The 12174-nt window shown below is 64.3% G+C and carries 12 protein-coding genes and 1 pseudogene; 5 read left to right on the forward strand and 8 right to left on the reverse strand.

Going from position 1 to position 12174, the window contains the following annotated elements; all coding sequences use genetic code 11:
- From ABVN19_RS12585 to ABVN19_RS12600, 4 genes and pseudogenes are all read right to left on the reverse strand, one after another.
- Positions 1-1095 carry a carboxylate-amine ligase gene (locus ABVN19_RS12585; RefSeq protein ID WP_084167967.1) on the reverse strand — a complete coding sequence of 365 codons (1095 nt, stop codon included), beginning with the start codon at positions 1093-1095 and terminating at the stop codon, positions 1-3.
- Positions 1092-2043: pseudogene (locus ABVN19_RS12590) on the reverse strand (class I SAM-dependent methyltransferase). The gene ABVN19_RS12585 and the pseudogene ABVN19_RS12590 overlap by 4 nt, the downstream one beginning before the upstream one ends.
- A gap of 10 nt (positions 2044-2053) precedes the next feature.
- The gene (locus ABVN19_RS12595; protein WP_028944338.1) at positions 2054-3400 is read right to left on the reverse strand and encodes an iron-containing redox enzyme family protein; all 1347 of its coding nucleotides are present in this window, start codon (positions 3398-3400) and stop codon (positions 2054-2056) included.
- 15 nt (positions 3401-3415) lie between these two features.
- Positions 3416-3613 (reverse strand): hypothetical protein, encoded by a 198-nt coding sequence (locus ABVN19_RS12600; RefSeq protein ID WP_028944337.1) that lies wholly within the window; start codon positions 3611-3613, stop codon positions 3416-3418.
- A gap of 181 nt (positions 3614-3794) precedes the next feature.
- On the opposite strand from ABVN19_RS12600, the gene ABVN19_RS12605 reads away from it, so the two are divergent.
- On the forward strand, positions 3795-4514 hold the full coding sequence (locus ABVN19_RS12605; RefSeq protein WP_105642070.1) for a GNAT family N-acetyltransferase: 720 nt from the start codon (positions 3795-3797) through the stop codon (positions 4512-4514).
- Here ABVN19_RS12605 and ABVN19_RS12610 read toward each other — a convergent pair.
- On the reverse strand, positions 4511-5398 hold the full coding sequence (locus ABVN19_RS12610) for a LysR family transcriptional regulator (protein WP_028944335.1): 888 nt from the start codon (positions 5396-5398) through the stop codon (positions 4511-4513). The genes ABVN19_RS12605 and ABVN19_RS12610 overlap by 4 nt on opposite strands.
- A 112-nt stretch (positions 5399-5510) precedes the next feature.
- Here ABVN19_RS12610 and argC point away from each other — a divergent pair, with 112 nt between their 5' ends.
- Positions 5511-6437 (forward strand): N-acetyl-gamma-glutamyl-phosphate reductase, encoded by a 927-nt coding sequence (gene argC, locus ABVN19_RS12615; RefSeq protein ID WP_028944334.1) that lies wholly within the window; start codon positions 5511-5513, stop codon positions 6435-6437.
- Positions 6438-6596: 159 nt separating this feature from the next.
- Here argC and ABVN19_RS12620 read toward each other — a convergent pair whose 3' ends face one another.
- Entirely contained in the window at positions 6597-6944 is a 348-nt protein-coding gene (locus tag ABVN19_RS12620; RefSeq protein WP_028944333.1) for an SH3 domain-containing protein, read from the reverse strand.
- A 101-nt stretch (positions 6945-7045) separates the two neighbouring features.
- Between ABVN19_RS12620 and ABVN19_RS12625 the strand changes: the two genes are divergently transcribed.
- On the forward strand, positions 7046-8491 hold the full coding sequence (locus ABVN19_RS12625; RefSeq protein ID WP_028944332.1) for a SulP family inorganic anion transporter: 1446 nt from the start codon (positions 7046-7048) through the stop codon (positions 8489-8491).
- Between the two features lie 5 nt (positions 8492-8496).
- On the opposite strand, the gene ABVN19_RS12630 is transcribed toward ABVN19_RS12625, so the two are convergent.
- A complete protein-coding gene (locus tag ABVN19_RS12630) occupies positions 8497-9348 on the reverse strand; it encodes a CAP domain-containing protein (protein WP_028944331.1) in 852 nt (283 codons plus the stop codon).
- Between the two features lie 137 nt (positions 9349-9485).
- Here ABVN19_RS12630 and ABVN19_RS12635 point away from each other — a divergent pair, with 137 nt between their 5' ends.
- Positions 9486-10100 carry a cell wall hydrolase gene (locus ABVN19_RS12635; protein WP_105642140.1) on the forward strand — a complete coding sequence of 205 codons (615 nt, stop codon included), beginning with the start codon at positions 9486-9488 and terminating at the stop codon, positions 10098-10100.
- 30 nt (positions 10101-10130) lie between these two features.
- Here the strand turns inward: ABVN19_RS12635 and ABVN19_RS12640 are convergent, their stop codons facing one another.
- Positions 10131-10673: an Rrf2 family transcriptional regulator gene (locus tag ABVN19_RS12640; RefSeq protein ID WP_105642071.1), complete on the reverse strand. Its 543-nt coding sequence runs from the start codon at positions 10671-10673 to the stop codon at positions 10131-10133.
- Positions 10674-10970: 297 nt separating this feature from the next.
- On the opposite strand from ABVN19_RS12640, the gene ABVN19_RS12645 reads away from it, so the two are divergent.
- Complete coding sequence (locus ABVN19_RS12645; RefSeq protein WP_028944328.1) at positions 10971-12173, forward strand: NAD(P)/FAD-dependent oxidoreductase; 1203 nt, start codon at positions 10971-10973, stop codon at positions 12171-12173.
- Position 12174 lies beyond the last annotated feature (1 nt).

Consider the following 12174-nt stretch of genomic DNA (forward strand, 5'->3'; position numbering starts at 1 on the left):
TCACACTGCCATCGCTCCCAGCAGCCCCTTCACCACCGCCTGCTCCGGCCGCTGCCGACACCGCGCATAGTCCGCCAACTGCTGATCCGCGCTGGTGCCGTCACGCAAGATCACTTCAGCCCACTCGAAACTGCGCTCGCTGTCGCAGGGGGCAACCTCGAACAAGGCCCGTGCCTGGGCCAGCCATTGCAAGGCGCTCCCCTGCCCCTGGTTCCCCTGGCAGATGTACTGCCCATGCCGCCCATAGCGCATGGCCCGCCAGTAATTCTGCTCAGTGATCCAGTATTGCTCGCGCGTCAACGGTGCGCTCTGCGGGTGACGCAGGCAATGCTCGACCATGCAGCGAAACAGTCCGGCAATGCACAGGCCATCCTCGAGCCGCGGGCAGGCATCGGCGATGCGCAGTTCCACCGTTGGGTAGTGACGCGATGGGCGGATCACCCACCAGCAATCGTTGCCCTCGCGCAACGAACCGGTGCGTTTGAGCAACGCCAGGTAACGCTCGTAGGCCTGCCAGTCGCCCAGCCGTTGCGGCAGGCCCATGTGCGGCCATTCACCACACGCCACCTGGCGGTAACTCTGGTAGCCGGTGGGTTGGCCCTCCCAGAACGGTGACGAGGCACTCAACGCCAACAGCAGCGGTATCCACGGCAGCAGCTGGTTGATCAGCTTGATCCGATCGTGCCCTGGCGCGACGCCGACATGCACATGCAAGCCACACAACAGGCTGCGTCGGGCCACCTGCTGGTAGTCCTCGAACAATTGACGAAAATGCTCCTCGTCGGCGGGCAACTGCTGGTGCCAGCCTCCCATCGGGTGACTGCCCACCGCGATCACACCGACACCTTCCCCAGCCAGCACCTGCAACAACCGTTGCCGACTCTGGCGCAAAAACTCGCCAGCCTGGGCCAGGTTGCTGAATACAGGCGAGGCGACTTCTATCTGGCTCTGGAACATTTCCTGGGCGAAGTGGGCGCCGAGTACCTGGCGGCACAGGTCGATGACCGCCGAGGTTGGCCTGGCCAGCACCTGTCCACTGTCCAGGCTTACCAGCAGGTACTCCTCCTCGATGCCGAACGTGCAGGCGCTGTTCATCGGCGGCTGACGCTCAGCGCCACCGCGGCAATGCGTTCGACCTGTTGGTATCCCGGTTCCAGTAGCTGCTCGCCGAACACATCCGGGTCAAGCTCCTGGTAACGCCAGGCCCAACGGGTATCGGCGAGGGGTTTGTGCAGGGCCGCCAGGAACGGATCACGGCCTTCGACCATCGCCACACCGGTGTACAGCAACAATGTGCCGCCCGGCGCGAGACGTGGCAGCGCCTCTTCGACCATCCGCAACGACAACTGCTCGCCGAGCGCCCCGCCACCATGACGGTAGGCGCGTTCGCGGGCATCCAGCATGTAGGGAGGGTTGGCCACGATCAGGTCGAACTGGCCGGTGATGCCCTGGAGCACATCACTGTGCTCCACCGAGACATTGGCAAGCCCGGCCAGAGCGACGTTGATGGCCGTCATGCGCAGGGCCTGGTCATTGATATCCACGGCACTGACCTGTGCGTGCCGGGCGCGCCCTGGCGATCAATACCGCCCCCACACCTGCGCCGCAACCGATGTCCACGGCGTGATTGATAGGCGCGGTGCTGTCTTGCAGGTGCGCTTGGATCAGCCGGGCAAAACGATAGGTGTCGGGGCCGAAGAACACCGCGTCGACGCTGTCGGTGGGGAAGCTTGAATGCACGAACAACGCATCATCCAGGCTCGACCAGCGCACCCGGCTGCGCAGCCGTTTACCTTCGCGGTCGACTAACCCGGCCCGTTGCAATTGCTCCAGTTCGTCAGGCGACAACAGCGATGCCTCGAAAGGACGGTTCCAGCCGAAGATATCGCGCAGCGTGCTCGCCTGCTCGGCGCCCGGCCGGGCGTTGTTACGCGCCTGGGTCAGCGGCGTGACGCAGGTGAAGCGGTAGCCGTCGGCCTGCAGCCGCTGCCCCAGTTGCAACAAGGCCTGATCGGCCTGGCGTTGTGTCTGGCTCAATTGCATCCGGTACTCCTTAGCGGTTGAGGCCGGTCATCCGGGCAAAACGCCGCGTTGCCCACAGACCACGGGGCAAGGCATGGCGGTTGCCAGCCATTTCTTCAATCAACAGGTCGACGCGGGCTTCGGGTGGCAGGGTCTGCAATACGGCCTCCAGCGCCTGGCCTTGCGCTTCGTCGTGCAGTGGCTCGGCCTTGACCAGAAGGGCATGGCGCTGGCCTGCAGCAGGTTTCCAGTTACCGGCAATCCAGTCTTGCAGCAGCTGTTTCTCATACGGGCTGAACACACCGAACATAGCCGCGGCCGGCCCGTCGATCAGTTGCCAGAAGCGACTGTGCGCCGGGTCCTGATGGCGTTTGATCCAGCCCTTGCGCTGCAACACCGCGAGAAAACCCGACAACAGGTTGGTCTCGGCCAGCCATTGGTTGACGGTTTTCCCTTCGAAGCGGCAGTAATCGGAGTGCATGTGCTGGCCGAAACTGCGCTTGCGCTCAAGGGCAGCGAGCAGTTCGGCTTCAAGGTCGAAACTGTCGATGATCGCCAGCGCCCCCGGCCCCAGGTCGTTGAGCCGGTAGCCGCGCGATACGCGCTGGTAGAACGCTGTGCTGCCGTGTTCGGGCCACACGTGCTGCAGCGCGTGCAATGCCTTGCAGGCATGCCCGCTGCTGGCGTTGTCGATGGTGACATGCAGGCGGAAATACTGCGGGTCGATCCCCAGTTCATCGAGTTCGAAGGCCGTGATCAACAGGTGCAACGGCGGTTGCTCGTAGCCCAGGTTGTAGCCGATCACCTCGGGCAGCAGCGCTTCGGTATTCAACCCCAGGGCCAGCTGCACGCAGCCCTGCAGATAGCGGTCGGCACCCAGGGGCAGTTGCTCGTGACAGCCCAGCTCGCTGAGCAGGCGCTGGAAGATCAGTACGTGGTTGCACGCCGGGTCGCCGTCACCGAGTTCCTCCAGGTAGGTACGGATCAGGCCATGAAAGCGCGGGTCGGGCCAATGGCGCAATGTGCCAGCCAACCAGGCACCGTCCACCGCCTTGGTCGGCGCCACGTGCTGGAGAAAATACAGGGCGTGGGCGCGATTGCTGAAGTAGCGCCGGGACGCGCCGGCCTTGCGCCCTTCAAGGTAGGCGGCATAACAGCGGGCCACTTCGCCTGCACGATAGCTTGACCACGGGCCCAACTGGGCGGGATCGCCGGGCAGGTCATCAGGCAGCGCGTCGGCCAGTTGTAATTGCTCCTGCAGCCACTCCAGCCCCTCGCCGGGGCGCCCCTGCAGCAAGGTGTGATAACGCTGTTCCATGGGCGAGCGGCCGGTGAAGGCGATTGAAGTGGGCGCAGTCGAGGCAGTCAACGCAGTCATGGCGAGCTCCTGCCGTCAGTTGTCCTGTTCGGGGTTGGGTTGCGGCTTTGGCTCGGGCCCCGGCTGTGGGTCCGGTGCAGGCACATCGGATTTCTGCATTTGCAGCGAGGGTTTGCTCTGGTCCGCATCGGTTGCGGCGTGATCGGGTCGGTCGAAGCAGCCTTGGAGGAGGAACAGGCTGCACAGCAGGCCAAGCAGGTAACGTAGTTTCATGACGGCCGTCTCGGTTGCCGGGCAAAGATGCCCTGTTATGCAGATGAGGCCGGTCGCGCGCTGAAGTTCAGCGCAATTGCGCCGACGCAGGATGGAAGGTCGCAAGCAGGCGCCCGCGCAGACCTGTAGACTTGCACCCCGCGCCAAGTCACCGGCCTTTTACTGTTTGGAGTGTGCCCCGATGCCCGTCACCCACCACGTTGTCGCCCCACCCGAGGAGGCGACCAAAAGCCAGGTCCTGCAGTTGGTGGTCGATAACCTGACCGACATCAGCGCCATCGGCATCACGCCGAGCAACCCGCTCTACAACCTGTACCAGTACGGCATCGGCTTTGAGGTTCACCTGTACCTGGAGGCGATGAAGGCCAACGGCGAATTGAGGGTCGAGCTGCTGATCGCCACCGACCTGGACGACCCGCAGACGGTCACCGGCTTTGCCCTCTACCTGCCGGTGCAAGGTGACCCCGACGCCTGCACCCTGGCGTATATCGCCGTAGACCAGGACTACCGCCGCCAGGGCATCGCCAGGGCCTTGGTGCAACAGATGACCGCGCGCTATCCCCACGCCGAACTGGCGTGTGCGGTGAGCAAGGTCGCGTGTTTCGAGGCGCTGGGTTTCCGGGTGATCGGCTTACGGGGGCCGCAGGTGCTGATGAACACCCGCGATCACGCCAGCGACGGCCAGGTGGCGATGCTGGATGTGGCGCCGATCTACCGTACCCTGGAGGTGCGGCAGATTCATACCTACCTGCTGCAACAACATGGCAAGCGGGCCATGGTCGATGCCGAGAAGCAGCGGGATCGACACCTGGACCAATTGCAGCGCAAAACCGAGGCGTTCGTGCTTGAGCGTCTTGACCCGGCGGCCCTGCAACCGGGCACCCGGGTTCACCTGGTCTAGGCCTGCCCTGCCAGCGCCATCAGCACCTGCAACACATGGCCGGTGCTTTGCTCCACCTGGCCTTCACGACTGGCAATCCCCAGGTGACGCCACAATCCCGGCCGCAGCGGGCGCATGCACAGGCGTGGGTCGGGCTCGGGCGAGCTGGCTTCGTGGGGCAGCAGGGTTGCGCCATAACCGGCTGCCACCAGGCTCTTGATCGCATCGTTGTAGTTGAGCTGGATACGCGCCTGCGGTTGCAGGCCGGCGGTGGCGAACCATTCGCCGGTCACCCGTGACAGCTGGGTGGTGCTGTCGTTGAGGATCAGCGCATGGCTGGCCAGCCATGCCGGGGTGATACGTGCAGGCGGCTGCCAGCTCGTCGGGATGAATGCCATGATCGGATCGCGGCGCCAAGGCCGGATCTGCACGCCTTTGGCCGCTGCTTGCGGCAAGGCCACCAGTCCCAGGTCGAGGGTGCCGTCCTGCAGGCGGGCCAGGGACTCCCGCGAGGTCAGAACCTGTACCTGCACGTCGATGCCCGGGTGTCGCACACCGAGGATGTCCAGCGCCTGCGGCAGCAAATGGGCAATGGCGCCAGTGGAGGCGCCCAGGCGCACCCGACCGCTCAGGCCCTGGACCTGGCGCTGCACCTCATCGAGCGCCTGTTCGGCATCGGCCAGCAGGCGCCGGGCACGTTCGAGCAGGGTTTCGCCAATGGCCGTGGGGTGGATCTGCCCGCGCTTGCGCGACAGCAGCGGCGCACCGATGCGCGCCTCGAGGTCGGCAATGTGCAGGCTTACCGTGGGCGGGGCGAGGTTGAGGACCCGGGCCGCCCGGGCAAACGAACCCAGGTCGGCAATCACTACCAAGGTCCGCAGGCGATCGAGGCTGATTTCGCGCATGGAGGCCGTACATTCAGAATTGATGAATGTCAGCATCATGATATTCAAATTTTCTTTCGTCCAGATCGGCGCGAGGATAAGCACTTCCCTGACCTGATTGATTGAGAGCCCCATGCATCAGCCTGTTGTTTTTATCGATGGCGACCAAGGCACCACCGGCCTGCAGATCCATGCCCGCCTGAACGGTCGCAGCGACCTGCGCCTGCTGACCCTGCCAGCGGCCGAGCGCAAGGACCCGCAGCGCCGCGCCGAGGCGATCAACAGTGCCGACGTGGCCATTCTGTGCCTGCCCGACGAGGCTGCGCGCGAAGCGGCCGCTACCATCGTCAACCCGAATGTACGGGTGATCGACGCAAGCTCTGCCCATCGCACCACGCCGGGTTGGGTCTACGGCCTGCCGGAGCTTAACGACGAACAGGCCCAGCGCATTGCCCAGGCCAAGCGTGTAAGCAACCCGGGTTGCTACCCCACCGGTGCCATTGCCTTGCTGCAACCCCTGGTGCAGGCGGGGCTGGTGCCCACCGACTACCCACTGACCATCAACGCAGTGTCGGGGTATTCCGGTGGCGGGCGGGCGGCGGTGGAGCGTCATGAAGCCGCTGGGGTGCAGGCGGCGCACAGCCTGCTGGTGTATGGGCTGAACCTGGACCACAAGCACGTGCCGGAGATCCAGCAGCATGCCGGTCTGGCGCAGCGGCCGGTGTTCGTGCCCAGCTATGGCAGTTACCGCCAGGGCATCGTGCTGACCATTGCCCTGCAAGAACGGCTGCTGCCTGCCGGCGTGACTGCCGAACGGTTGCAGGCATGCCTGGAGCAGCACTACCACGGTGCCCGCCATGTGCAGGTGGCAGCGCTGGAGCAAGGCGGCAGTACGACCCAGCTTGATCCGCAGGCGCTCAATGACAGCAATGACCTGCGCCTGGCGCTGTTTGCCAACCAGGGGCAAGTACTGTTGACGGCGGTGTTCGACAACCTGGGCAAAGGCGCCTCGGGGGCGGCGGTGCAGAACCTGGACTTGATGCTGGCGACGCTGAGCTGATCGCAGGCATCGCGGGGCAAGCTCGCTCCCACCGGCATTGTTTGCATCGGTGGGAGCGGGCTTGCCCCGGTACAAACCGGGGACATGGTTTACAGGCTGAATGTGTAAACCATGTCTCCGGTTTACTGTGTAAAGGTGCCTGCGGTTCTACACCCGCGATCAATCCTGTTTTCGCACCACCGCCAACGGCACCCACCCTGCCAGATCACCCTTGTGACACCACACCCAGCCATTGAGTTGCCGACCACCCTCCAGCAATTCCCCCGGATCGACATCCAGCTCCCGCGCACAGTAATCCTCAAGGGCCCTGCCGCCCTCCCCGGGCAGCCGCTCGATCACCTGCCCCGGCACCCAGCCGCCCGCGTGTCCCGGTGTCGTGCAGAAGTACCAGTTGTCCCAGCCCTCTTTACCTTCGTAGCGCTCGCCAATGGCCAAAACAGCACCTTTGGAAAAGCTGATGGGCTCGGGATACTCGCTGCGATGCTGCTCGGTCACGATGTACTTCATTGGTTTGCACCTCCATTTGCGCTGGTCTGCGTCCGTGATTTTACGTAGCATCCTAGCTTTTTTGCGCCGGCTGCCCTGCCGGTCCGTTCGTCAGGTAGCCCATGAAAACACGCTCTATCCGCGCCGATGTCCTGGCAGGCCTCACCACCTCGTTTGCCCTGGTGCCCGAGTGCATCGCCTTTGCCCTGGTGGCGCACCTCAATCCATTGATGGGGTTGTATGGCGCGTTCATCATCTGCACCCTCACCGCCTTGCTCGGCGGACGGCCGGGGATGATTTCCGGAGCGGCGGGGTCGATGGCGGTGGTCATCGTCGCGCTGGTGGTGCAGCACGGGGTGCAGTACCTGCTGGCCACGGTGCTGCTGGGCGGCCTGATCATGATTGCCTTCGGCGTGCTGCGCCTGGGCAAGCTGGTACGCATGGTGCCGTATTCGGTGATGCTGGGTTTCGTCAACGGTCTGGCGATCATCATTGCCCTGGCCCAGCTCGAGCACTTCAAGCACGACGGCGCCTGGCTCAGCGGCTCGCCGCTGTACATGATGATCGGCCTGGTGGTGCTGACCATGACGGTGGTCTACCTGCTGCCACGCCTGACCCGCAGTGTGCCGCCAGCGCTGGTTGCCATCCTGGCGGTCGGTGCCGGGGTGTACCTGCTCGACCTGCCCACCCGCACCCTGGGAGACCTGGCGCATATCGCCGGTGGCCTGCCGCAGCTGAGCTGGCCGGACATCCCGTGGGACCTCGACACCCTGCGCATCATCGCGCCCTACGCGCTGCTCATGGCCCTGGTAGGCTTGCTGGAAACCCTGCTGACCCTCAACCTCACCGACGAAATCACCGAGACTCGCGGCTACCCCAACCGCGAGTGCATGGCACTGGGCGTAGCCAACATGACCTCGGGCATGTTCGGCGGCATGGGCGGCTGCGCGATGATCGGCCAGACGGCGATCAACCTCAGCTCCGGCGGCCGTGGCCGGCTCTCGGGCGTGGTGGCCGGGGTGATGATTCTGCTATTCGTGTTGTTTCTCTCACCGCTGATCGAGCGCATTCCGCTGGCAGCGCTGGTGGGGGTGATGTTCGTGGTGTCGCAGCAGACTTTCTCGTGGGCTTCGCTGCGGGTACTGCACAAGGTGCCGACCCACGACATGCTGGCGATCATCGCAGTGACGGTAGTGACCGTGTTCACCGACCTCGCCACAGCGGTGCTGATCGGCATTGTCATCGCCGCGATCAACTTTGCCTGGCAACAAGCCCGAGAGCTGTACGCCGACAGCCACCTGGAGAGCGACGGCAGCAAACTGTACCGCGTCCACGGCACCCTGTTCTTTGCCTCGACCACGCCGTTTCTCAACCAGTTCGACCCTGCCAACGACCCGAACCAGGTCACCCTGGACTGCCAGCACCTGAATTTCGTCGACTATTCAGCCATTGCTGCGCTCAAGACCCTGCGTGAGCGCTACAGCAACAACGGCAAGCACCTGCGCGTGGTACACCTCTCCGACCGCTGCAAGCAGTTGCTCAAGCGCACCGACCTGCACTACGGCTAAGGGCGCTACGGGGCGCCGAACATCGCGGTCCAGTAGATCCCAGCATCGCTCTTGGGGTCGACCGCATAGGCGGCGCCCAGCTCGCTGTACTGCGGGTTCATCAGGTTGGCGCAGTGGCCGGGGCTGGCCAGCCAACCATCGACCACCTTGCGCGGAGTGTCCTGGCCCGCAGCGATGTTCTCGCCGGTCTGCTGCCCGGCATAGCCGGCAAGCTCGGCCCGGTCGCCCGGGGTACGGCCATCTCGGTCCACATGGTCGAGGAAGTTCTGGTTGGCCATGGCCCGGGTATGGGATTCGGCGGCGCCGGCCAGCGTCGGGTTCCAGGCCAGCGGCGAGGTGGCGGCAAAGGCCTGGGTACCACATTGGCGCTGTTGGCCGCGGGCCGCGTTGATCAACTGCAGCAGCTTCTGGCCTTCGGCCTGCCAGTCGCCCAGCCGTCCGGCCAGCAATGGGCGGGCCAGCACGATGCGCCAATCGCGGCCTTGCTGGCTCACACCGATATCGACGAACTGCGGGTCGAGCACCACGTGGCAGAAGCTCTCCTGCACGGCCTGCATCGCGACCTGGGCATCCCGAGGGCCGTTGAGGGTGATGGCCTGAACATTGACCATCGGGTAGGTGGCCTGCGCCAGCGCCTCGCGCAGATCCACGGTACCGCTGGCCGACAGTACCAGGCGCGGGTCGCTGGCCAGCGGCGGCAACTCCAACGAGGCCTGGCCGCCACAGCGCTGGGCCTGGCTACGGTAACTGTTGATCGAATCGATCAATTGCGACGGCTCGCTGGCCTGTACCGCGGTGGCGATCGCCAGGGCCAGGCCCAGGCCGGATAGACGCAAAACGGATGGCAGGACGCGCATGCAAATCTCCCTTGAACGGACGACGCCCATGATGCGCGATGTTGCCCGTCGTCGAACAGCTGGAATGTTTTGAGCGCCGTGCGGTCGACCTTGTAACGGGAAGTCTTGACCCTCCACCGCCACCCAAGGGCACGACCATGCGCCTTATAACGATTGTAACCTGCCTTTTCCTGGCCCTCGCCGGGCCCTTGGCGCTGGCCAGCGAACCCAAGGCCGAGGTAGCCGAAGACAAAGCGCAAGTGCTGGAGCACAAGGCGGCTGTACAACCCGATGCGCCGCCAGCGCCCAAGGGCAAGGCCATTACCCAGACCGAAGTCCAGGCCGTGGACCCGGCAGGTCAGGCAGCACTGGACGACGCCATCACCTGCATGGCGCGCAGCATCTACTGGGAATCCAAGGGCGGTCAGGCACGGGACATGGAAGCGGTGGCCAGTGTGGTGATGAACCGCCTGGGCCATGAAGGGTTTCCGGATACGGTGTGCGGGATGGTCAAGCAGGGCTCGGAAACCGGCAACTGCCAATTTTCCTGGTGGTGTGACGGGCGCTCCGACTCGGTCCTGGAAGAGACCCGCTACGCCATTGCCAAGGAGATTGCACGCAAGGCGCTGAACCGGCAGCTGGAGGATCGCACCCAGGGGGCGCTGTATTTTCATGACCGCAATGTAAAACCGGATTGGGCGCGGGCGTATGTGAAGACGACCGAGACGGGGGATTTTCTGTTCTACAAACCGCGTAACGGGACGGCGCGATAGCCTTGGCATCCTGGAAAGCCGCTTTGGGCATCAGTCAGACACATCCAGCAGCGGGATATCCCCCGCCTTGCCCGCACGACGGTCACTCATCCAGTTGGCCAGTTGCTCGGAAAACGCCACCGGCGCCTTGCGCCCCACACGCCGGGCGATGTCGAGGATGGTCTGCTGGGCCAGCGCTTCTTCCATCCGCTTCTGCGCCGTGAGCATCACCGCATGAATGGAGCACGTCCCTTCCTGCGCCCAGCTCGGCGGCGAGCCTTCAAACAACGCACAACGATCACGCACATCCCGGCACTCGAAAATCATCTTGCGCCCGTCGATGGCGGTGACGATGTCCAGTACGGTGACTTCATCGGCAGGCCGGGCGAGCCTGAAGCCGCCACGTACGCCTTCGGTGGCGACCACCAGTCCGGCCTTGGCCAGTTTGGTGAAAACCTTGGCCAGGTATTCCTGGGGTACGCCTTGCAACTCGGCCAGGTCACGCACGCTGGCTTCCCGGCTGTCGCCCCGCTCATCGACCAAAAAAGCCAGGCAGTGGATGCCGTACTCCACCCCAGCGCTGTACAGTGACATGACAATCTCCGACTAACTTTGTCGCATATTCTAACAGCGATTAGCGCCTCAACGGGATCCAGCCGTCTACCACAACGACCGTCCATCGGCTTCCAGCCCCGCGCCAAAGCCCTATATTCTGCGCAAGATACCAGAAACAGAGCGGTCCGCAGGCAAGGTTACCCGGATCGTTCGGTGAATCGACAGGAAAAAATCCTTGCACGCACAAACTACGATCAATAGAGTCGTAGTTATTCGGCGCTGATGGAGCCTCCCCTCAAGGCCGCAAACAACAATCTCTTTTATGTGGAGCAGCAAATGAAACAGCACATTCTGATTGTCGGCGCAGGGTTTGGTGGCGTCTGGAGCGCCTTGAGCGCAGCCCGCCTGCTGGATCAACACGGCCGCAGCGATGTCGCCATCAGCGTCCTGGCGCCACAAGCGGAACTGCGCATTCGTCCACGCTTCTACGAGCCGCAAGTGCACCAGATGAAAGCCCCGCTGATCGACCTGTTCAACGCCGTCGGCGTCAACTTCATCCAGGGCGCGGCCGATGAGATCGACGTGGCCGGCAAGCGCGTGCGCTACACCGACGCCAGCGGCCAGCGCAGCAGCCTCGCCTACGACCGTCTGGTGATGGCGGCTGGCAGCAAGGTGTTGCGCCCCGATCTTGACGGCATCCATGAGCATGCCTTCGACGTCGACCAGATCGAGTCGGCGGCGCGCCTTGAGCAACACCTCAAATCCCTGGCCAGCCTGCCCGACTCGCCGGCACGCAACACGGTGGTGGTCGCCGGTGGCGGCTTCACCGGCATTGAAACCGCGACCGAGCTGCCAGGCCGCCTGCGGGCAATCCTCGGCGCCGACGCCGCTGTACGGGTGATCATCGTCGACCGTGGCGCGAAGATCGGCGCGGCGCTGGGTGAAGGCATCAGCCCGACGATCATCGAAGCCTGTGAGGCGCTGGGCGTGGAATGGCGGGTCAATGCCTCGGTGGCGTCGGTGGATGCCGATGGCGTCACCCTTGCCGACGGCCAGCGCATCGACGCCAGGACCGTGATCTGGACGGTGGGTGTACGGGCCAGCGCCCTGACTGCACAAGTACCCGCCGAACGCGACCCTCAGGGCCGCCTGCATGTGGACCGCAACCTCAAGGTCAAGGGGCAGGACCACGTCTATGCCGCCGGTGACGTGGCCTACGCAGCCACCGACGACCAGGGCAATTTCGCCGTGATGTCGTGCCAGCACGCCATTGTCCTGGGCCGCCACAGCGGCAACAACGTAGCGGCCGACCTGCTCGGTGTGGCCCCAACCCCGTACAGCCAACCCAAATACGTCACCTGCCTCGACCTGGGCGCCTGGGGCGCGGTGTATACCGAAGGCTGGGACCGACAGGTCAAATTGCTGCAACAGGAGGCCAAGGAGCTCAAGACCCAGATCAATACCACCTGGATCTACCCGCCCGCCGCCGACCGCACCGCCGCACTGGCCGCTGCCGACCCGCTGATCCCGATTGCCTGAA

The organism is Pseudomonas vranovensis, from assembly GCF_040438935.1.
GTDB classification, from domain to species: domain Bacteria; phylum Pseudomonadota; class Gammaproteobacteria; order Pseudomonadales; family Pseudomonadaceae; genus Aquipseudomonas; species Aquipseudomonas vranovensis.